The organism is Pseudomonas sp. HS6-2 (assembly GCF_049325675.2).
Classification (GTDB): domain Bacteria; phylum Pseudomonadota; class Gammaproteobacteria; order Pseudomonadales; family Pseudomonadaceae; genus Aquipseudomonas; species Aquipseudomonas putida_N.
In genome coordinates this window covers 4387591-4407982 of record NZ_CM143906.1, presented here as the reverse complement: position 1 = coordinate 4407982, position 20392 = coordinate 4387591, and the positions used below count along the sequence as shown (strand labels likewise).

The window sequence follows — 20392 nt, the reverse complement described above, 5'->3', positions numbered from 1 at the left end:
GTGTAGTTGCGATGAAACGTGTAGGTCTGATCGGTTGGCGCGGTATGGTCGGTTCCGTGCTCATGCAGCGGATGCTGGAGGAGCAGGATTTCGACCTTATCGAGCCGGTGTTCTTCACCACGTCCAACGTGGGTGGCCAAGGCCCGAACGTGGGCAAGGATATTGCTCCGCTCAAGGACGCTTATTCGATTGAAGAACTCAAGACCCTCGACGTGATCCTGACCTGCCAGGGCGGCGACTACACCAACGAGGTGTTCCCCAAGCTGCGTGAAGCAGGTTGGCAGGGTTACTGGATCGATGCCGCTTCGTCGCTGCGCATGCAGGACGACGCGGTCATCGTGCTCGACCCGGTCAACCGCAAGGTCATCGACCAGCAGCTCGACGCCGGTACCAAGAACTACATCGGCGGCAACTGCACCGTCAGCCTGATGCTGATGGGCCTGGGTGGCCTGTTCGAAGCCGGCCTGGTCGAGTGGATGAGTGCCATGACCTACCAGGCGGCCTCCGGTGCCGGCGCACAGAACATGCGCGAGCTGATCAAGCAGATGGGCGCTACCCATGCGGCCGTTGCCGATGACCTGGCCAACCCGGCCAGCGCCATCCTCGACATCGACCGCAAGGTGGCTGAAGCCATGCGCAGCGAAGCGTTCCCGACCGAAAACTTCGGCGTGCCGCTGGCCGGCAGCTTGATCCCGTGGATCGACAAGGAACTGCCGAACGGGCAGAGCCGTGAAGAGTGGAAGGCCCAGGCCGAGACCAACAAAATCCTCGGCCGCTTCAAGAACCCGGTCCCGGTCGACGGTATCTGCGTGCGCATCGGCGCCATGCGCTGCCACAGCCAGGCACTGACCATCAAGCTGAACAAGGACGTGCCATTGGCCGACATCGAAGGCATGATCAGCCAGCACAACCCATGGGTGAAACTGGTACCGAACCAGCGCGAGATCAGCATGCAAGAGCTGACCCCGACCAAGGTCACCGGTACCCTGAACATCCCGGTTGGCCGCCTGCGCAAGCTGAACATGGGCTCCCAGTACCTGGGCGCTTTCACCGTGGGTGACCAGCTGCTGTGGGGCGCTGCCGAACCGCTGCGCCGCATGCTGCGGATCCTGCTGGAGCGTTGATCGCTTCTGCTGCACAGAAAACCCGCGCTGGTGACAGTGCGGGTTTTTTTATGCCTGTGCCGCGAAGAGGCCAGCAAAGACAAAACACTACAATCCAAGTAAAGTGCCGCCCCCCGCCGTTTCAGCAAAAGGATCTCTACCATGACCACCCCCCTGGACATCGCCGTCGTCGGCGCCACTGGCAGCGTCGGTGAAACCCTCGTGCAGATCCTCGAAGAACTGGCCTTTCCGGTCGGCACCCTGCACCTGCTGGCCAGCATGGAATCGGCGGGCAGCAGCGTGATGTTCGCCGGCAAGAAGCTCAAGGTGCGTGAGGTCGACAGCTTCGACTTCGCTCAGGTCAAGCTGGCCTTCTTCGCCGCCAGCCCGGCCGTCAGTCGTAGCTTTGCCAGCAAGGCTGAGCAGGCCGGCTGCACGGTCATCGACCTTTCCGGTGGCCTGGAAGATGCCCTGGCCGTGGTCCCGGAGGCTAATGGCGACAGCCTTGCCACATTGAACCTGCCAGCCCGCATTACCAGCCCCAGCTGCGCAGCCGTTGCCGTGGCGGTTGCCCTGGCACCGCTCAAGGGTCAGCTGGATATCGAACGGGTGCAGGTCATGGCTGCCCTGGCGGTGTCCGCGCAAGGTCGCGAAGCGGTCAGCGAACTGGCCCGGCAAACCGCCGAGCTGCTCAACGCCCGCCCGCTGGAGCCACGTTTCTTCGATCGGCAGATGGCCTTCAACCTGCTGGCCCAGGTCGGTGCGGTCGACGAGCACGGGCATACAGCCGTGGAGCGCCGTCTGGTTGGCGAACTGCGTGTGCTGCTGGGCCTGCCGGAACTGAAGATTTCCGTGAGCTGCATTCAAGTCCCGGTGTTTTTCGGCGATAGCTTCAGTGTGGCGGTGCAGAGTGGTCGCGCGGTCGATCTGGTGCAGGTCAACCAGGCATTGGAACAGGCCGAAAGTGTCGAACTGGTGGAAAACGATGATTATCCGACTCCGGTCGGTGACGCAGTCGGCCAAGACGTGGTCTATGTTGGTCGTGTACGCCATGGAATTGACGAAAACCAGCAGCTCAATCTCTGGTTGACTACCGACAATGTGCGCAAGGGCGCTGCTTTGAACGCCGTGCAGGTGGCGCAATTGTTGATTAAACACATGGCGTAAAAGATACTGGCGAGCACTTTTGTCCCGCGCCGCACGCAGGTTTTTGGGACGATTCATACAAGGGAAGAGGTCATGCTTCGAATTCGCAAACTGGTTCTGGCCATGGCGGCAGCGTCTGCGCTGACGTCGGGCATGGCGAATGCCCTGGGGTTGGGTGAACTGACGTTGAAGTCGGCACAGAACCAGCCTCTGGACGCCGAGATCGAACTGCTCGATGTGCGCGACCTCACCGCAGCCGAAGTGGCGCCGAGCCTGGCGCCACCGGAAGAGTTCAGCAAGGCCGGGGTGGAGTTTCCGAGCTACCTCGAAGACCTGACCTTCACCCCGGTGATCAACCCCAACGGCAAGAGCGTGCTGCGGGTCACCTCCAGCCAGCCACTGCCAGGCACGGTGGTCAAGTTCCTGGTCCAGGTAATGTGGCCCCAGGGTCGCCTGCTGCGCGACTACAGCGTGCTGCTTGACCAGGCCAAGGCCCAGGGCCAGCAGCCCGCTGCGGCCAATGTCAACCCGGCGACCAGCAGCGCAGGCAGCTACACCACCAAGCGCCGCGACACCCTGTGGCAAATCGCCGCCCGCAATACCCAGGGCGGTGGCTCGGTACAGCAGACCATGATCGCCATCCAGGCGCTCAATCCGGATGCCTTCATCGGCAACAACATCAACCAGCTGAAGGTTGGCCAGGTCCTGCGTCTGCCCGACCCGCAGCAGGCCCAGAGCATTCCCCAGCGCGAAGCCAATCGCGAAGTGGCCGAGCAGTACGCGGCCTGGCGTGAAGGCCGGCGCCTGGGGCCGCGTGCGCGGCAGCTGGATGCCACCCGCCGCGGTGCCGCCGACGCCGCGCCCGAGCGTATCGCCCAGGGCGACAACTTGCGCCTGGTCAGCCCTGGCAAGCAGACTGGCGGCAACAGCGCCAAGGCCATCAGCGACAAGTTGGCGGTGGCCCAGGAAAGCCTGGATACCAGCCGTCGTGACAACGACGAACTGAAGAGTCGGGTGAGCGACCTGCAGAGTCAGATGGACAAGCTGCAGAAGCTGATCCAGCTGAAGAATGACCAGTTGGCGCGACTGGAAGCCCAGGGCGCGGCACCTGAAGCACCGCCTGCGGGCGCCTTGCCGGGCGAGCCGGCCCCTGCTCAGCCCGCTGCGGCAGAGGCGGCCCCGGCCGAGCCTGTGGTCGCACCGGCACCGGCCGCTGTCGATACGGCCCCGGCTGCAGCCCCCGCCGATGGGGCTGAACCTGCGCAGCCAGGCGCAATCGACAAGATGCTGGCCAATCCTATGGTGCTCGGCCTGATCGCCGGCTCCGCGTTCCTGGTGCTGTTGCTCCTGCTGTTGCTGTTGGCACGCAAGCGCAAGGCCCAGCAGGAAGCGGAAAAACACCTGCGCATGGCCCGTGCGCTGGCCGAGGAGGGCGAGCGCAGCCCTGATCTCGACCTGCCACCTAGCAGCTTCGACGAGCTGGAAGTGTCCGCGCCGAGCGTCACCCTGTCGCCTGCCGTGGTGGCGGCTTCTGCTGCCGCTGCTGTGGCTGCGGAAAAACCGGCTGCTGCTGCGCCTGTTGCCCCGGTTGCCTCGCCCGAGCCGGCACAGGAGCCGAACGCAGAACTGCTGGCTGAGGTGGATCTGAGCCTGTCACGTGGTCGCCTGAATCATGCGGCCGACCTGCTGGAAACGGCAGTGGCGGCGCAGCCGGAAAATGATGCCCTGCGCCTCAAGCTGATGGACGTCTATGCCCGCCAGGGCGACCACAGCGCCTTCGTCGAGCAGGAGCGCAAGCTGCCTGGTAGCGAAGCGAACACCGCGCAGGTCAACAGCCTCAAGGAGCGCTACCCGGCCATGCTGGGGCTCGCTGCTGCTGCCGCCGTCGGTGTGGGTGCTGCGGCACTGGCCGCCGAAATGGACGAGCAGTATGTGCAGGAGTTGCTTCAGGAAGAGCCGCAAGCAGAAGCAGAGCCTGAAGCGGCACCTGAGCCGCAGGCAGTCGTCGAGCAAGAGCCGGCACCTGAACCAGCATCTGAACCTGAGCTCGAAGCAGCCGCCGAGGCGTTCACCGAGACCTCGGTGCTCGATGATAACGACCTGGATAGCGCCTTCGACCTGAGCCTGGGTGATGATCTGCCAGTTGATGATCAGCTCGAGCCGCCGATGCTGGATGAGGCGCCACTGGCCGAAACGCAGATGGAAGCCGAGCCGCCAGCCGTTGCGCCGGAAACCGATGCCGATGACGATTTCGAAGCCTTGCTGGCCCAGGCTCAGGCCGAGCCGCAGAGCGTCGACGACCTGGCTGATTTCGACCTGGCCGATTTCGATCTGGACAGTGGCGAAACGGCTGCTCCGGCTACCCCGGTTGCGGCGGAAGAAGAGCCGGTGGACGTTGCCGCCGAGCTGGCAGCCTTCGACGCCATCCCGGAATTCGACCCGATTTCCGAGCTGGAACTGCCGGACGACTTCGACCTGTCGCTGTCGCTGGATGACGACTCGCCGGCAGCCAAGAGCTTTGCCTCGGAGCTGAGCGACGTCAACGCCGAGCTCGACAAGCTGTCGCAGAGCCTGGAGTCGCCATCGCTGGAGCCGCACTTCACTGCCGAAGACGCCGCAGCCGAGCCCGAGCCACTGGACGACCTCGACTTCGACTTCTTCTCCGGTGCCGACGAAGTAGCGACCAAGCTCGACCTGGCACGCGCCTACATCGATATGGGCGACCACCAGGGTGCCCGCGACATCCTCGACGAAGTGGTCAAGGATGGTGATGACGGCCAGCGTCAGGAAGCCGAAGAGATGCTCTCGCGCCTGGTCTGATTCCGCTTCAGGCAGTAACAACCACGACGGCAGCCCTACACGGCTGCCGTTGTCGTTATAATCCCCGCCATTCCGTATCACCCACAGGTTTCACGCTCTTGGACATCATCGACACCGCCGCCACCGAATCGGCCGCCGAAGGCTTCACCCGCATTGCCCTGGGTGTGGAATACAAGGGCTCGCGCTACCGCGGCTGGCAGCGCCAGGCCAGCGGTGTGCCCAGCGTCCAGCAGGCCCTCGAGCAGGCGCTTTCGAAGGTGGCCGACGAGCCGATCAGCGTCATCTGCGCCGGGCGCACCGATGCCGGCGTGCACGGCTGTGGGCAGATCGTGCATTTCGACACCCGCGCCGTGCGTGACGAGCGTGCCTGGACCCTGGGCACCAATTTCAACCTGCCCCACGACATCAGTGTGGTCTGGTCGCGGCCGATGCCGGCGGACTTCCATGCGCGCTTCAAGGCCTGTGCCCGGCGCTACCGCTACGTGATCTACAACGACCCGATCCGCCCCGCGCACCTGGCCGAGGAAGTGACCTGGAACCACCGCCCGCTGGACGTCGAGCGCATGGCCCAGGCTGCCCAGTACCTGCTCGGTACCCATGACTTCAGCGCCTTCCGTGCCAGCCAGTGCCAGGCCAAGTCGCCGATCAAGCACATCCATCACCTGCGCGTGACCCGCCATGGCCAGATGATCGTGCTGGACGTGCGCGCCACGGCCTTCCTGCACCACATGGTGCGCAACATTGCCGGCGTACTGATGACCATCGGTGCCGGTGAGCGCCCGGTCGAATGGGCGCGCGAGGTGCTGGAAGGGCGCAACCGCCGCGAGGGCGGGGTTACCGCGCACCCTTACGGCTTGTACCTGGTGCAAGTGGAGTACCCGGAAGAGTTCCAGTTGCCGCAGCGTTACATTGGCCCACACTTTTTGACCGGTTACGAGGCGTTGGCCGACTGACGCGTCAAAAGTCATTTGCTAACATCGGGCCCTTCACAAGTTCACTCAGGGTTTGCAGTCCATGAGCAACGTTCGCAGCAAGATCTGCGGGATCACCCGCATCGAGGACGCGCTGGCCGCCGCTGAGGCGGGGGCCGATGCCATCGGTTTCGTCTTCTATGCCAAAAGTCCGCGTGCCGTGGACGTTCGCCAGGCGCGGGCGATCATTGCCGAGTTGCCGCCGTTCGTGACCACGGTCGGGCTGTTCGTCAACGCCTCGCGTTGCGAGCTGAACGAGATTCTCGAAGTGGTGCCGCTGGACCTGCTACAGTTCCACGGCGACGAAACCCCGGCCGATTGCGAAGGTTATCATCGGCCCTGGATCAAGGCCCTGCGCGTGCGCCCGGGCGATGACCTGGAAGCCGCCTGCCAGCACTATGCTGGCGCTCGCGGCATTCTTCTCGACACGTACGTTGCCGGTGTGCCTGGCGGTACCGGCGAGGCCTTCGACTGGTCGCTGGTGCCGGCGCGGCTGAGCAAGCCGATCATCCTCGCGGGCGGGTTGTCGGCCGACAACGTTGGCCAGGCGATCTCCCAGGTGCGGCCGTATGCGGTGGATGTCAGTGGCGGTGTGGAGCAGGCCAAGGGCATCAAGGATGCGGCGAAGATCGAAGCCTTCATGCGCGCTGTGAAACAGGCGTGACGGCAGATGTGACGGCTGGCGGCGCGCCATCGTCCATAGGTTTCGCAGCCCTGCGGGGCGGCCAGCAGCATGCTGCATGGCCACAACACAGATTGAAGACGGCGCGGTGCGCAGGCAGCCCCTGCGGCCGGGCCGTCATCGTTTCATAGAAGAATTTGAGCTCAAGGGCAGGGCATGGCCGGCCAGTCCGGTCCCCGTCCGCCAATACTGGAGAAAGAAAGCATGAGCAACTGGTTAGTCGACAAACTGATCCCTTCGATCATGCGTTCCGAGGTGAAGAAGAGCTCGGTGCCGGAAGGCCTGTGGCACAAGTGCCCGGCCTGCGAGGCCGTGCTGTATCGTCCGGAGCTGGAAAAGACCCTGGATGTCTGCCCCAAGTGCAACCACCACATGCGCATCGGCGCACGTGCCCGCATCGACATCTTCCTTGACCCGGAAGGCCGCGCCGAACTGGGCGCCGAGCTGGAGCCAGTCGACCGCCTGAAGTTCCGTGACGGCAAGAAGTACAAGGACCGCCTGGCCGGTGCGCAAAAGCAGACCGGCGAAAAAGACGCCCTGATCTCCATGAGCGGTACCCTGATGGGCATGCCGATCGTGGTCAGCGCCTTCGAATTCTCGTTCATGGGTGGCTCCATGGGTGCCATCGTCGGTGAGCGTTTCGTGCGTGCCGCCAACTATGCCCTGGAAAACCGCTGCCCAATGGTCTGCTTCTCCGCCTCCGGCGGTGCGCGCATGCAGGAAGCGCTGATCTCGCTGATGCAGATGGCCAAGACTTCGGCCGTGCTGGCACGCCTGCGCGAAGAAGGCATCCCGTTCATCTCGGTACTGACCGACCCGGTCTACGGCGGTGTTTCCGCCAGCCTGGCGATGCTCGGCGACGTCATCGTCGGTGAGCCGAAGGCCCTGATCGGCTTCGCCGGCCCACGCGTGATCGAGCAGACCGTGCGCGAAAAACTGCCGGAAGGCTTCCAGCGCAGCGAGTTCCTGCTGGAGCACGGCGCCATCGACCTGATCATCTCCCGTGGCGACCTGCGTCCGCGTCTGGCTCGCCTGCTGGCGCAGATGACCGGCCAGGAAACGCCGGAGCAGGCCCGCGAGGTCGCTGCGGTCGCGTGATGAAACAACGATCCCTGGGCGAGTGGCTCGCCTACCTCGAGCAGTTGCACCCCTCGGCTATCGACATGGGCCTGGAGCGGTCGCAGAAGGTGCTTGCCCGGCTGGCGCTGGGCAAGCTGGCGCCACGGGTGGTCACGGTGACCGGTACCAATGGCAAGGGCTCGACTTGCGCCTTTGTGGCCTCGCTGCTGAGGGCTCAGGGGTTGAAGGTAGGGGTGTACAGTTCGCCCCACCTGTTGCGCTACAACGAGCGGGTGCTGATCGATGGCCAGGAAGCCAGCGATGAGCGCCTGTGCGAGGCCTTCGCCGCCGTCGAGGCGGCGCGGGGCGAGATTTCCCTGACCTACTTCGAGATGGGCACGCTGGCGGCGTTCTGGTTGTTCTACCAGTCGCAGCTGGATGCCGTAGTGCTCGAAGTGGGCCTTGGTGGTCGTCTGGACACCGTGAACGTGGTGGATGCCGACCTGGCGCTGGTGACCAGCATCGGCGTCGACCATGTCGACTACCTGGGCGATACCCGCGAGCTGGTGGCCTTCGAGAAGGCCGGCATCTTCCGCCAGGGTAAGCCGGCGCTGTGCGGCGACCTCGATCCGCCGCAGCCGTTGCTGGACAGGGCCGCCGAATTGGCAACGCCACTGTTCCTGCGCGGTCGCGACTTCGATCTGGCAAGCCACGAAAGTGGCTGGGACTGGCGCGGGGTCACTGCAGACGGCACGCCGGTAGCCTTGCACGGTCTGCCGCTGCTCGACCTGCCCATGGAGAACGCCACCCTGGCCCTGCAGGCCTATCTGCTGATGGGCTTGCCGTGGGATGCCGGGCGGGTCCGTCAGGCCTTGCTCGACACCCGCATCACCGGCCGTCTCGATCGTCGCCAGTTGACCTGGCAGGGCAGGGCGGTGGAACTGCTGCTGGATGTTGGGCATAACCCGCACGCTGCGGAGTATCTGGCCCGGCGGCTGGCTGCGCGCCCACTGAAGGGGCGGCGCCTGGCAGTGTTCGGCCTGCTCGCCGACAAGGACTTGCAGGGCGTCATCGCGCCGCTGCACGGCTTGGTCGACGACTGGGCGGTAGCGCCTCTGCACACCCCACGCAGCCGTCCGGCTGCCGAATTGGCCGCTGCCTTGACGAACCATGGTGCTGCGGTGAAGTCTTACGCCAGCGTCGACGCCGCCCTGGAAGGGCAATGTGCGCAGGCGACGGCGGATGATCAGATTCTGCTGTTCGGTTCGTTTTTCTGTGTCGCCGAGGCCCTGGAATGGCTGGAGCGGCAGGCCCTGGAGGGGTGACTAGATGGCAGTGCTGGACAAAGGGATGAAGCAGCGCATGGTGGGTGCGTTGGTGCTGGTGGCGCTGGCGGTGATTTTCCTGCCGATGCTGTTCACCCGCCAGGACGAGATGCGCCAGGTGCGTGTCGACGCCCCGCAGGCGCCGGCCATGCCGACCCTGCCCGAGGTCAAGGTGGAGCAGGTGGCGGTACCTGAGCCACAGCCGCTGCCAGAGGAGCCCGAGCAGCCGCCGGTGGTGGTCAATGAGTCGACGGCGCCGGTAAGGACACCAAGCCAGCCGATCACGCCGTCGCCGCAGACTCAGCCCCAGGTACAAGCTCAGCCCAAGCCGCAGACCCCAGTGCCAACGCCGGCGCCCGCTGCCAAGCCGGCCGCCCCAGTGGCAACTGCGCCAGCGCCTGCGCCGTCGAAGATCGACGTCAATGGCCTGCCGGTGAGCTGGTCGATCCAGCTGGCGAGCCTGTCCAGCCGGGCCGGCGCCGAGAACTTGCAGAAGACCCTGCGCAGCCAGGGCTACAACGCCTACATTCGCTCGGCCGGTGGCATGAACCGGGTGTATGTCGGGCCGTTGATCGAGCGCGCCGAGGCTGACAAGCTGAAAGACGTGATCAACCGCCAGCAGAAGCTCAATGGCTTCGTGACCCGATTCCAGCCTGAAAAAGGCTGAATCAGGGTCAGTACTGTCCCGGTACGGGCGGCCTTTCGCGACATGAGGCCGCTCCTGCAGAAGGGCGACGCAGGCCTGAAAACCTGACTCAGGGATCCACCTGACATTCCGCTTACTCCCGGCCTTTCGCTCTGGTAAAATGCGCCGCCTCAAACGTCTGCAGGCAGCACCGTGGCCTTTACTCTGGTTGATTGGGCGATCATCGCGATCATCGCCGTCTCCGCACTGATCAGTCTCAAGCGCGGCTTCGTCAAGGAAGCCTTGTCCCTGCTCATCTGGATCGTTGCAGGGGCGGTCGCCTGGATGTTCGGTGGGTCGCTTTCGGTGTACCTTGAAAGCTATATCCAGACGCCGTCGATGCGCACCATCGCCGGATGCGCCATTCTTTTCGTCGCCACCCTGCTGGTGGGGGCCATGCTCAACTTCCTTATCGGCGAGCTGATCCGCGTGACCGGGCTGTCCGGCACCGATCGTTTCCTCGGCATGGCCTTCGGTGCCGCGCGCGGGGGGTTGCTGGTGGTGGTGGCCGTCGGCCTGCTCAGCCTGGGGCCGGTGCAGCAAGACACCTGGTGGCAGGAATCACGCCTGATACCACAGTTTCTATTGGTCGCTGACTGGTCGAAAAACCTGATCCTGGGTTTCACCGGTCAGTGGACTCCCAGTGGGCTGATCAGCGCTCCGGCTGATCTTCCATTCAAGGAGCAGTTGCTCGGGCCGGCAAAGCCCTGAGCACTGTTCGTTCAAGTTTCATCAAAGTAGGGGTTGCGTCGCATGTGTGGCATCGTCGGTATCGTCGGTAAGTCGAACGTCAATCAGGCGCTGTATGACGCGCTTACGGTCCTCCAGCACCGCGGCCAGGACGCTGCCGGTATCGTGACCAGCCACGACGGCCGGTTGTTCCTGCGCAAGGATAATGGCCTGGTGCGTGACGTTTTCCAGCAGCGCCACATGCAGCGCCTGGTCGGCAGCATTGGTATCGGCCACGTGCGCTACCCGACCGCGGGCAGCTCGACTTCGGCCGAAGCCCAGCCGTTCTACGTCAACTCGCCGTACGGCATCACCCTGGCGCACAACGGCAACCTGACCAACGTCGAGCAGTTGGCCAAGGAGATCTACGAGTCCGACCTGCGCCACGTCAACACCAATTCCGACTCGGAAGTGCTGCTGAACGTGTTCGCCCATGAACTGGCCGTGCGTGGCAAGCTGCAACCGACCGAAGAAGACGTGTTCGCAGCCGTTTCCCACGTGCATAGCCGTTGCGTCGGTGGCTACGCGGTGGTTGCGATGATCACCGGCTACGGTATCGTCGGCTTCCGTGACCCGAACGGCATCCGTCCGGTTGTATTCGGCCAGCGTCACACTGACGAAGGCGTGGAATACATGATCGCCTCGGAAAGCGTCGCCCTCGATGTGCTCGGCTTCACCCTGATCCGCGACCTGGCGCCGGGCGAAGCGGTGTACATCACCGAAGGAGGCCAGCTGTTCACCAAGCAGTGTGCCGATGCACCGAAGCTGCAGCCGTGCATCTTCGAGCACGTCTACCTGGCCCGCCCGGATTCGATCATCGACGGTATCTCGGTGTACAAGGCCCGTCTGCGCATGGGTGAAAAGCTTGCCGACAAGATCATGCGCGAGCGCCCCGAGCACGACATCGACGTGGTCATCCCGATCCCGGACACCAGCCGTACTGCCGCGCTGGAGCTGGCCAACCGTCTGGGCGTTAAGTTCCGCGAAGGCTTCGTCAAGAACCGCTACATCGGCCGTACCTTCATCATGCCTGGCCAGGCCGCACGCAAGAAGTCGGTGCGCCAGAAGCTCAACGCCATCGAGCTGGAATTCCGCGGCAAGAACGTGATGCTGGTGGACGACTCGATCGTGCGCGGTACCACCTGCAAGCAGATCATCCAGATGGCCCGCGAAGCTGGCGCCAAGAACGTCTACTTCTGCTCCGCAGCCCCTGCGGTGCGCTACCCCAACGTCTACGGCATCGACATGCCGAGTGTTCACGAACTGATCGCCCACAACCGTACCACCGAACAGGTGGCCGAGTTGATCGGCGCCGACTGGCTGGTCTACCAGGACCTGCCGGACCTGATCGACTCGGTCGGTGGCGGCAAGGTCAAGATCGAACACTTCGATTGCGCGGTGTTCAACGGTGAATACGTCACCGGTGACATCGACGAAGCCTACCTTGACCGTATCGAGCAGGCCCGTAACGATCTGGCCAAGGTCAAGAACCAGGCGGTCAGCGCAATCATCGACCTCTACAACAACTGATTTGGGAGCGACGGCATGACGGATCAATGGGATGCCGGACGACTGGACAGTGACCTCGAGGGTGTCGGTTTCGACACCCTGGCGGTGCGCGCCGGTCAAAACCGTACACCGGAGGCCGAGCACAGCGAAGCGCTGTTCCTGACCTCCAGCTATGTGTTCCGCACGGCGGCCGATGCCGCTGCGCGCTTTGCCGGCGAAACGCCGGGCAACGTTTACTCGCGCTACACCAACCCGTCCGTGCGTGCGTTCGAAGAGCGCCTGGCGGCCATGGAAGGCGCCGAGCAGGCCGTGGGCACCTCCACCGGCATGGCGGCGATCCTTGCCGTAGTCATGTCGCTGTGCAGTGCCGGCGACCACGTGCTGGTGTCGCAGAGCGTATTCGGCTCGACCATCAGCCTGTTCGAGAAGTACTTCAAGCGTTTCGGTGTGCAGGTGGACTACGTGCCACTGGTCAATCTTGCTGGCTGGGAAAAGGCCATCAAGGCCAACACCAAGCTGCTGATCGTCGAATCCCCGTCCAACCCGCTGGCCGAGTTGGTGGATATTCCTGCGCTGGCTGAAATTGCCCACGCCCGTGGTGCCATGCTGGTGGTGGACAACTGCTTCAGCACCCCGGCCTTGCAGCAGCCGCTCAAGCTGGGTGCCGACATCGTGTTCCACTCGGCCACCAAGTTCATCGACGGCCAGGGCCGTTGCATGGGGGGCGTGGTTGCCGGCCGTGCCGAGCAGATGAAAGAAGTGGTGGGCTTCCTGCGTACTGCCGGGCCGACCCTCAGCCCGTTCAACGCCTGGATCTTCACCAAAGGCCTGGAAACCCTCAAGCTGCGCATGCGTGCGCACTGCGAGAGTGCCCAGATCCTGGCTGAATGGCTGGAGCAGCAGGAGGGCGTGGAGAAGGTGCATTACGCCGGCCTGCCGAGCCACCCGCAGCACGAGCTGGCCAAGCGTCAGATGAGCGGCTTCGGTGCGGTGGTCAGCTTCGAGGTCAAAGGTGGCAAAGAGGGCGCCTGGCGCTTCATCGATGCGACCCGGGTGATTTCGATCACCACCAACCTCGGCGACAGCAAGACCACCATCGCCCACCCGGCCACCACCTCCCACGGCCGTCTGACGCCGCAGGAGCGTGAAGCTGCGGGCATCCGCGACAGCCTGATCCGGGTTGCCGTGGGCCTGGAAGACGTGGCCGACCTGCAGGCGGACCTCGCCCGTGGGCTGGCGGCGCTGTGATGGAAATCCGCGGCGGTGTACCCGGCCATAACGGTCGGGTTGCCCTGGTCACCGGTGCCGCCCGCGGCATCGGCCTGGGCATTGCCGCGTGGCTGATCTGCGAAGGTTGGCAAGTGGTGCTCAGCGACCTTGACCGCCAGCGCGGTGCCAAGGTGGCCAAGGCCCTGGGCGAAAACGCCTGGTTCATCACCATGGACGTGGCCGACGAGGCCCAGGTCAGTGCCGGGGTGTCCGAGGTGCTTGGTCAGTTCGGGCGGCTGGATGCGCTGGTATGCAACGCGGCGATCGCCAATCCACACAACCAGACTCTGGAAAGCCTGAGCCTGGCGCAGTGGAACCGGGTGCTGGCGGTCAACCTCAATGGCCCGATGTTGCTGGCCAAGCATTGTGCGCCGTACCTGCGTGCGCACAATGGGGCGATCGTCAACCTGACTTCGACCCGTGCCCGGCAGTCCGAACCAGACACCGAGGCCTACGCGGCGAGCAAGGGCGGCCTGGTAGCCTTGACCCATGCCCTGGCCATGAGCCTGGGCCCGGAGATCCGCGTCAATGCGGTGAGCCCTGGCTGGATCGATGCCCGTGACCCGTCCCAGCGCCGTGCCGAGCCCTTGACCGAGGCCGACCACTCCCAGCACCCGACGGGCAGGGTAGGGACGGTGGAGGATGTGGCGGCCATGGTCGCCTGGCTGCTGTCGCGCCAGGCCGGGTTCGTCACTGGCCAGGAGTTTGTTGTGGACGGCGGCATGACCCGCAAGATGATCTACACCTGAGCAGACTGCAGTAAGGGAAGGGGACCGAAAGGTCCCTTTTCCGTTTTTGCCTTTTTTGAAAAAAATTCAACGGGGCTATTGACTTAGCTTCGGCACCTGCGTAAATTTCGCGGCCTCAGCGAAGCAAACGCAACAAGCAACATCGCGAGGGTGATTAGCTCAGCCGGGAGAGCATCTGCCTTACAAGCAGAGGGTCGGCGGTTCGATCCCGTCATCACCCACCACTTCCTGAGGTTGTTTCTAGCGCTGGGCGCTTCTGATGAAGCCGAAAGCCGGAGAGAAACACACTGCGCAGCGGTAGTTCAGTCGGTTAGAATACCGGCCTGTCACGCCGGGGGTCGCGGGTTCGAGTCCCGTCCGCTGCGCCATTTTTCAGTAACAGATGGGTGCCTGGCACCGGTCTGAAGTCGAAGGCGAAATGCCTGAGGCTGATCCCAGTTTCAATCGGGCGCAAGCCTGAACGATACGCAGCGGTAGTTCAGTCGGTTAGAATACCGGCCTGTCACGCCGGGGGTCGCGGGTTCGAGTCCCGTCCGCTGCGCCATCTTCGTTTCGAGGTCCCTAGAACACCTTGAAGCAAACACAAATGAAGCGATCACACGTCGCTTTTTTTGTGCCTGCCCTGAGGCCATCGCGCCGGAAGGGTAGACCCAGTTTTCAATCGGGCGAAAGCCTGAATGATACGCAGCGGTAGTTCAGTCGGTTAGAATACCGGCCTGTCACGCCGGGGGTCGCGGGTTCGAGTCCCGTCCGCTGCGCCATCTTCGCCTCAAGGCCCCTTGAACGCCTTGAAGCAACGAGAAAGCGACCTTCGGGTCGCTTTTTTCGTTTCTGGGCCATGCCGGCGACCAGATTTACACGATCCTGACAGACTCTTCACCGATCAACGGTTTCAGTGCTTGCCTGCAGTGATGCACAATAGGCCTCTTTTGACTTACCCGGAATTCGCAATGACCAGATCATCCGTCTTTGGTGCGCTCGGGCTGGCCCTGGTGCTGGCGGGCGTGACCGGTTGCTCTTCGAAGAAAGCCGCCATCTACGAGCACGAGAACTTCGACGACTCGGGGACCTACTCGCGCAGCTTCCCGGTGACCGATGCCGGCTCCTGCGAAGCGGCTCGCCGTGCGTTGCTCAGCCAGGGCTACATCATCACCAGCAGTGGCGCCAACCAGGTGATGGGCAACAAGAGCTTCCAGCAGAACAGCGAAAACCACCTGCAGATCAGCTTCAACGTGACCTGTGCGCCAGATGTCAACGACGACAAGCGTTCGACCATGTTTGCCAACGCCCTGCAGGACCGTTACAGCCTGAAGAAGTCCAACAGCTCGGCCAGCCTGGGGGTCGGCGTGCTCGGCTCGGTATCCATGCCGATCGGCTCCAGCGACGACTCGATGGTCAAGGTCGCCAGCGAGACGGTGACGGCGGCGCAGTTCTACGATCGCTACTTCGCCCTGGTGGAAAGTTTCCTGCCCAAGCCGAAGAAGGTCGCCAAGGCCAAGGTTGAAGCACCTGTGGCCAAGCCGGAAAAGCCAGCGCCTGACCTGGGCTTGCCGGAGCAGGCCTCGGTAGCGCCGGCCGTCGTAGCGCCAGCGGCTGCGCCCTTGGTTGACGCCACACCCGCACCTGCGGCGGTTGCACCTGCCAGTGAAGCGGCGGCCAAGCCGGTAGTCGATGATAGCCAGAGTTCGCAACCGGTGGCGCCGCCAGTGGAAGCCGCACCGATTCAGGTGCAGCAGGATGCGCAGCCTGCTCCGTCGTCGCTTTAATTCGCTGTAACAGATGAGCGGCGATAACTTCCTGAACACTCCTTCACCCGGCCCGTTTAGGTTGAAGGCATGACCAAAGAAGACAGATGAGAAGGGGACGTAGGGCGATGGATGACTATCAGGAAGAACTGCTCGAATTTCAGGCCTACGAACTGGATCCGCCAGAACCGGCAGACGACGCTACAGAGCTTTAACCTGCCTGCCGCTGGCTGCGGCGAAACTCCCCCGGCGTAACGCCCGTCCAGCGCTTGAATGCGCGCTGGAAGGCCTCTGCCGATGCAAACCCCAACAGATAGGCGATCTCGCCAAAAGCCAGCTCCGTATCGCGGATATAGGCTTCGGCGAGGTCGCGTCGTGTGTCGTTGAGCAGGTCGCGAAAGCGCGTGCCTTCTTCAGCCAGTTTGCGCCGCAGTGTCCAGGTGGGCAATTGCAGGTGCAATGCCACTTCTTCCAGGTCAGGCTCGCGGCCGCCATTGAGCAGCGGGCCAAGCAGGTGGGTGATGCGCTCGCCCAGGCTGCGCACCCGGGTGCGTTGGAGCATTTGTGCTTCACACAACTGCAGAAGGTGGCTGAAGGTGCTCGGGCAGTGCTGTGGGTTGGTGTGCTCGAGCATACTGCGGCTCAGCCGCAAGCGGTTGGCGCTGGCGCCGAACTGCACCGGTGCGCTGCAAAGGGGCTGGTACGCACCGGCGTAGTCGGGTGCATCGAATTCGACTTCCAGGCGCTCGGCCTGTACAGGGGTGCCCCCCAGGGCGGCCAGTTGCGCCAGCCAACCGGCCAGCAGCGAATCGACCACAAAGCGGTTGTAGTCGTTGTAGGGGCTGATCGAGTAGAACGTCAGCCAAGCGCCCTGGGCGTCTTCGTGATAGCTGGAGTGGCCACGGTAGTTGGCGGCGTACAGTGGCTCGAAGCGCAGCAGGGTACGTGCCGCCTCGCCCAGGGTAGGGGCCTGGGCTGCCGTGACGCCGGCCAGCCCGGCCTGGGCCAGGCGACTGAGGCGCCCCATGCGCAGGCCCAGCGCTGGCTCGCCACACAGCGCGATGGCCGCATGCCCAAGGTGCATGTAGCGCGGGATCGACAGGCGCGCGCCAGCTTCGGCCAGGCGTGCGCTATCGAGCCCGTAGCGCTGAAGCAACGGCGCCGGATCATGACCTTGCTCGCGCAGGGCTTCGGCCAGGGGCTGGACGAAGCCCACCGAAAGGTCGCCCAGGCGCACGCGGGGGCGGCTCATGTGTCTACAGCCACAGGTTCAGCAGGCGTGCACCGTGGCTGGGAGGCCCCGCCAGCAACTCGCCTGCCTGATGGGCGAAGCCCTGGCCGTCGCTGCCCTGTTCCCAGAACTGCCCACGCATGAACACGCTCATGATGCTGACGCCATCACCTGCGGGCTCGGTCAGGCGTTGCCAGGCGGTCTGCTCGCTGACTTCGCCGCGTTGCAGGGGCAGCTCGGCAGCAGCGTCCTGATGGCGATTGCCGCGCCAGGGTTCATCCCAGCTGCCTTTGCCGCTGAGGAACACCGGGTTGGCGATCAACTGGACCTGCTGTTGCTGCAACTGCCGCTGGTTGTCGGGGTACCAGCTGTCGCTGCCGATGAGCACGCCGAGGCGCCCGGCGGGAGTCTGCAGCACCTGCAGCGGAAAGTGCCGGCCGTGGTGGATGTAGCGCCGTGTTTCGCTGTCGGGGTATTGCTGGTGTTGCGGCTGGCCCAGCGGCGAGCCATCGGCGGCGAATACCAGGCTGCTGTTGAACAGCGGCCCGTGGCCAATGTGCAGCACGCCTTGTTCTACGTACGGGGCGGGCAGCACGATCGAGCCCGCCACCAGGGTTACGCCGAATTCCTTGGCCAGGCCGCCGAACAGTTGCTGGTAATCGCTGGCCATCTGCTGGGCTTTCATGCGCAGGTGGGCATCGGCGCGCCGATCGTCGCCATTGGCGTTCAGCATCGCCAAGCCATAACGCAGCGGGTTGCTCAGCTCCAGCCATTGCTCGGCGTCACGGTTGCGGGTGACCTGGTACAGCTCGTTCTTCTCGCCTCGCGCCCACAGCCAGGTGCCGATGTGTTCCGGCAGCACCACGACCGTGCGCGGGCCAACCAGGCCCTGAGTGCGCGCCTGTTCCAGGTAGGCTGAAAGCTTGCGGTGCAGGCGTTGCAGGTTCTGGTAGTCGCTGGGGAACAGCAACGGCTCGATGCCGAGCAGGTTGCCATGCTCGCCGGGCACGCCATGGTTGAGCGCCAGGTCGACGCGCAGATCGGAGAGGTAGTGGCCTTCCGGGCGCTGTTGGGTCCAGAAAACGTAGCCGCACAGAGCGGTGATCATTACCAGCGCCAGGGCGCCTGCCAGGAGTTTTCGCATCAAGCGGTACAGCGCCTTGGGAATCGAGGGTTCCCTAGGGTAGTCCTGGTGCGCGGGAGGATCAATAAGTTGTCAGTTTCGATCATTGAGCGCGTTCAAACGGCTGTTTAATGTCGCAGGCAGATAAACGACGGGGCCCGCAGAGGTACCCGCACTCCGTGACCACGCCACCTGGGGAACCTACCATGGCTGCCGACCGCTACCCGCATTTGCTCGCCCCGCTCGATCTGGGCTTCACCACCTTGCGCAACCGCACCCTGATGGGCTCGATGCACACCGGCCTTGAGGAGCGCCCGGGCGGTTTTGAGCGCATGGCGGCGTATTTTGCCGAGCGCGCCCGTGGTGGCGTCGGCCTGATGGTCACAGGCGGCATCGCGCCGAACGATGAAGGCGGCGTGTATTCCGGCGCCGCCAAGCTCAGTACCGAGGAAGAGGCTGACAAGCACCGCATCGTTACCGAAGCCGTGCATGAAGCCGGGGGCAAGATCTGCCTGCAGATCCTGCATGCCGGGCGCTACGCCTATAGCCCGCGTCAGGTGGCACCCAGCGCGATCCAGGCGCCGATCAACCCGTTCAAGCCCAAGGAGCTGGATGAAGCAGGCATCGAGAAGCAGATTGCCGATTTCGTCAATTGCGCCGTGCTGGCCCAGCGTGCCGGCTACGATGGTGTCGAGATCATGGGTTCCGAAGGCTACTTCATCAACCAGTTCCTCGCCGCCCACACTAACCAGCGCACCGACCGCTGGGGTGGCAGCTACGAGAACCGCATGCGCCTGGCGGTGCAGATCGTCACCCGTGTGCGCGACGCGGTAGGGCCGAAATTCATCATAATCTTCCGCCTGTCGATGCTCGACCTGGTCGAGGGCGGCAGCACCTGGGACGAAATCGAGCTGCTGGCCAAGGCCATCGAGCGGGCCGGCGCGACGCTGATCAACACCGGTATCGGTTGGCACGAGGCGCGCATCCCGACCATCGCCACCAAGGTGCCGCGGGCAGCGTTCAGCAAGGTCACCGCCAAGCTGCGCGGCGCTGTGAGCATTCCGCTGATCACCACCAACCGCATCAACACCCCGGAAGTGGCCGAATTCGTGCTGGCCGAGGGCGATGCCGACATGGTTTCCATGGCCCGGCCGTTCCTCGCCGACGCCGACTTCGTCAACAAGGCGGCCGCAGGGCGCGCCGACGAGATCAACACCTGCATCGGCTGCAATCAGGCCTGCCTGGACCACACCTTCGGTGGCAAGCTGACCAGTTGCCTGGTCAACCCGCGCGCCTGCCACGAAACCGAGCTCAACTACTTGCCGGTGCGTGCCGTCAAGCGCATCGCCGTGGTCGGTGCCGGTCCTGCAGGCCTGGCAGCGGCCACCGTGGCGGCCGAGCGTGGCCATGAAGTGACGTTGTTCGATGCTGCCAGCGAGATTGGCGGGCAGTTCAACGTCGCCAAACGGGTGCCGGGCAAGGAAGAATTCCACGAGACCTTGCGCTACTTCCGCAACAAGGTGAAAAGCACCGGCGTCGATCTGCGCCTGAATACCCGGGTCGATGTGCAAGCGCTGGTAGGCGGTGGCTACGACGAAATCATCCTGGCCACCGGTATCGCGCCGCGTACCCCGGCCATCCCGGGTGTCGAGCATGCCAAGGTGCTCAGCTACCTGGACGTGCTGCTCGAGCGCAAGCCGGTGGGCAAGTCGGTTGCGGTGATTGGTGCGGGCGGCATCGGTTTCGATGTTTCCGAGTACCTGGTGCATCAGGGCGTAGCCAGCAGCCGGGATCGCGAGGCGTTCTGGAAAGAGTGGGGGATCGATACCCAGCTGGAGGCGCGCGGTGGCGTTGCCGGGATCACGGCCGAACCGCATGCGCCGGCGCGGCAGGTGTACCTGTTGCAGCGCAAGAAATCCAAGGTCGGCGACGGGCTGGGCAAGACCACCGGCTGGATTCACCGTACCGGCCTGAAGAACAAGCAGGTGCAGATGCTCAACAGCGTCGAGTACCTGCAGATCGACGACGCTGGCCTGCACATTCGCGTTGGTGAAGGCGAACCGCAGCTGCTGGCAGTGGACAACGTGGTGATCTGCGCCGGGCAGGAGCCACTGCGCGAGCTGCATGAAGGGCTGGTGGCGGCGGGGCAGTCGGTGCACCTGATCGGCGGTGCCGATGTGGCGGCCGAGCTGGATGCCAAGCGGGCGATCAACCAAGGGTCGCGCTTGGCCGCTGAACTCTGAGAC

General features: G+C 64.1%; 16 protein-coding genes and 4 tRNA genes. 18 read left to right on the top strand and 2 right to left on the bottom strand.

Going from position 1 to position 20392, the window contains the following annotated elements; genetic code table 11:
• Nucleotides 1-11 precede the first annotated feature (11 nt).
• The 17 genes from asd to ACOKS3_RS20445 all read left to right on the top strand — a co-directional run bounded on the left by asd (nt 12) and on the right by ACOKS3_RS20445 (nt 15813).
• Complete coding sequence (asd, locus tag ACOKS3_RS20525; RefSeq protein WP_103449732.1) at nt 12-1124, top strand: aspartate-semialdehyde dehydrogenase; 1113 nt, start codon at nt 12-14, stop codon at nt 1122-1124.
• A 141-nt stretch (nt 1125-1265) separates the two neighbouring features.
• Entirely contained in the window at nt 1266-2270 is a 1005-nt protein-coding gene (locus tag ACOKS3_RS20520) for an aspartate-semialdehyde dehydrogenase (protein ID WP_103449733.1), read from the top strand.
• A gap of 72 nt (nt 2271-2342) precedes the next feature.
• Nucleotides 2343-5069: a motility hub landmark protein FimV gene (locus tag ACOKS3_RS20515; RefSeq protein ID WP_422763038.1), complete on the top strand. Its 2727-nt coding sequence runs from the start codon at nt 2343-2345 to the stop codon at nt 5067-5069.
• Nucleotides 5070-5167: 98 nt separating this feature from the next.
• On the top strand, nt 5168-6022 hold the full coding sequence (truA, locus tag ACOKS3_RS20510; protein WP_027919148.1) for a tRNA pseudouridine(38-40) synthase TruA: 855 nt from the start codon (nt 5168-5170) through the stop codon (nt 6020-6022).
• Between the two features lie 61 nt (nt 6023-6083).
• On the top strand, nt 6084-6704 hold the full coding sequence (locus ACOKS3_RS20505) for a phosphoribosylanthranilate isomerase (RefSeq protein WP_103449735.1): 621 nt from the start codon (nt 6084-6086) through the stop codon (nt 6702-6704).
• Between the two features lie 222 nt (nt 6705-6926).
• Complete coding sequence (gene accD / locus ACOKS3_RS20500; protein WP_103449736.1) at nt 6927-7820, top strand: acetyl-CoA carboxylase, carboxyltransferase subunit beta; 894 nt, start codon at nt 6927-6929, stop codon at nt 7818-7820.
• The gene (gene folC, locus ACOKS3_RS20495; RefSeq protein WP_422763039.1) at nt 7820-9106 is read left to right on the top strand and encodes a bifunctional tetrahydrofolate synthase/dihydrofolate synthase; all 1287 of its coding nucleotides are present in this window, start codon (nt 7820-7822) and stop codon (nt 9104-9106) included. The genes accD and folC overlap by 1 nt, the downstream gene beginning before the upstream one ends.
• A 4-nt stretch (nt 9107-9110) precedes the next feature.
• Complete coding sequence (locus tag ACOKS3_RS20490) at nt 9111-9773, top strand: SPOR domain-containing protein (RefSeq protein ID WP_103449738.1); 663 nt, start codon at nt 9111-9113, stop codon at nt 9771-9773.
• A 171-nt stretch (nt 9774-9944) separates the two neighbouring features.
• Complete coding sequence (locus tag ACOKS3_RS20485) at nt 9945-10502, top strand: CvpA family protein (protein WP_103449739.1); 558 nt, start codon at nt 9945-9947, stop codon at nt 10500-10502.
• A 42-nt stretch (nt 10503-10544) separates the two neighbouring features.
• Nucleotides 10545-12050, top strand: a complete 1506-nt coding sequence (gene purF, locus ACOKS3_RS20480) for an amidophosphoribosyltransferase (RefSeq protein ID WP_103449740.1) — start codon at nt 10545-10547, stop codon at nt 12048-12050.
• A gap of 15 nt (nt 12051-12065) precedes the next feature.
• Nucleotides 12066-13277, top strand: coding sequence for an O-succinylhomoserine sulfhydrylase (locus ACOKS3_RS20475; protein ID WP_103449741.1), 1212 nt, complete (start codon nt 12066-12068; stop codon nt 13275-13277).
• Entirely contained in the window at nt 13277-14047 is a 771-nt protein-coding gene (locus ACOKS3_RS20470) for an SDR family oxidoreductase (protein WP_181004548.1), read from the top strand. The genes ACOKS3_RS20475 and ACOKS3_RS20470 overlap by 1 nt, the downstream gene beginning before the upstream one ends.
• Before the next feature lie 148 nt (nt 14048-14195).
• Nucleotides 14196-14271, top strand: a tRNA-Val gene (locus tag ACOKS3_RS20465).
• A 67-nt stretch (nt 14272-14338) separates the two neighbouring features.
• A tRNA-Asp gene (locus tag ACOKS3_RS20460) sits at nt 14339-14415 on the top strand.
• A 99-nt stretch (nt 14416-14514) separates the two neighbouring features.
• Nucleotides 14515-14591 (top strand) — tRNA-Asp (locus ACOKS3_RS20455).
• 140 nt (nt 14592-14731) lie between these two features.
• Nucleotides 14732-14808 (top strand) — tRNA-Asp (locus ACOKS3_RS20450).
• 189 nt (nt 14809-14997) lie between these two features.
• Nucleotides 14998-15813 carry a DUF2242 domain-containing protein gene (locus ACOKS3_RS20445; RefSeq protein ID WP_103449743.1) on the top strand — a complete coding sequence of 272 codons (816 nt, stop codon included), beginning with the start codon at nt 14998-15000 and terminating at the stop codon, nt 15811-15813.
• A gap of 190 nt (nt 15814-16003) precedes the next feature.
• Here ACOKS3_RS20445 and ACOKS3_RS20440 read toward each other — a convergent pair whose 3' ends face one another.
• A complete protein-coding gene (locus ACOKS3_RS20440; RefSeq protein WP_422763040.1) occupies nt 16004-17044 on the bottom strand; it encodes an AraC family transcriptional regulator in 1041 nt (346 codons plus the stop codon).
• Nucleotides 17045-17048: 4 nt separating this feature from the next.
• The gene (locus ACOKS3_RS20435; RefSeq protein ID WP_422763041.1) at nt 17049-18167 is read right to left on the bottom strand and encodes a nitrilase-related carbon-nitrogen hydrolase; all 1119 of its coding nucleotides are present in this window, start codon (nt 18165-18167) and stop codon (nt 17049-17051) included.
• A 185-nt stretch (nt 18168-18352) separates the two neighbouring features.
• Between ACOKS3_RS20435 and ACOKS3_RS20430 the strand changes: the two genes are divergently transcribed.
• Nucleotides 18353-20389, top strand: coding sequence for an oxidoreductase (locus ACOKS3_RS20430; protein WP_422763042.1), 2037 nt, complete (start codon nt 18353-18355; stop codon nt 20387-20389).
• Nucleotides 20390-20392 lie beyond the last annotated feature (3 nt).

Coding starts and splice junctions, on each gene's coding strand:
- ACOKS3_RS20505 (WP_103449735.1), top strand. CDS start 6,084: ATGAGCAACGTTCGCAGCAAGATCTGCGGGATCACCCGCATCGAGGAC.
- ACOKS3_RS20430 (WP_422763042.1), top strand. CDS start 18,353: ATGGCTGCCGACCGCTACCCGCATTTGCTCGCCCCGCTCGATCTGGGC.
- ACOKS3_RS20435 (WP_422763041.1), bottom strand. CDS start 18,167: ATGCGAAAACTCCTGGCAGGCGCCCTGGCGCTGGTAATGATCACCGCT.
- ACOKS3_RS20475 (WP_103449741.1), top strand. CDS start 12,066: ATGACGGATCAATGGGATGCCGGACGACTGGACAGTGACCTCGAGGGT.
- ACOKS3_RS20440 (WP_422763040.1), bottom strand. CDS start 17,044: ATGAGCCGCCCCCGCGTGCGCCTGGGCGACCTTTCGGTGGGCTTCGTC.
- asd (WP_103449732.1), top strand. CDS start 12: ATGAAACGTGTAGGTCTGATCGGTTGGCGCGGTATGGTCGGTTCCGTG.
- accD (WP_103449736.1), top strand. CDS start 6,927: ATGAGCAACTGGTTAGTCGACAAACTGATCCCTTCGATCATGCGTTCC.
- purF (WP_103449740.1), top strand. CDS start 10,545: ATGTGTGGCATCGTCGGTATCGTCGGTAAGTCGAACGTCAATCAGGCG.
- ACOKS3_RS20490 (WP_103449738.1), top strand. CDS start 9,111: ATGGCAGTGCTGGACAAAGGGATGAAGCAGCGCATGGTGGGTGCGTTG.
- ACOKS3_RS20515 (WP_422763038.1), top strand. CDS start 2,343: ATGCTTCGAATTCGCAAACTGGTTCTGGCCATGGCGGCAGCGTCTGCG.
- ACOKS3_RS20445 (WP_103449743.1), top strand. CDS start 14,998: ATGACCAGATCATCCGTCTTTGGTGCGCTCGGGCTGGCCCTGGTGCTG.
- folC (WP_422763039.1), top strand. CDS start 7,820: ATGAAACAACGATCCCTGGGCGAGTGGCTCGCCTACCTCGAGCAGTTG.
- ACOKS3_RS20520 (WP_103449733.1), top strand. CDS start 1,266: ATGACCACCCCCCTGGACATCGCCGTCGTCGGCGCCACTGGCAGCGTC.
- ACOKS3_RS20470 (WP_181004548.1), top strand. CDS start 13,277: ATGGAAATCCGCGGCGGTGTACCCGGCCATAACGGTCGGGTTGCCCTG.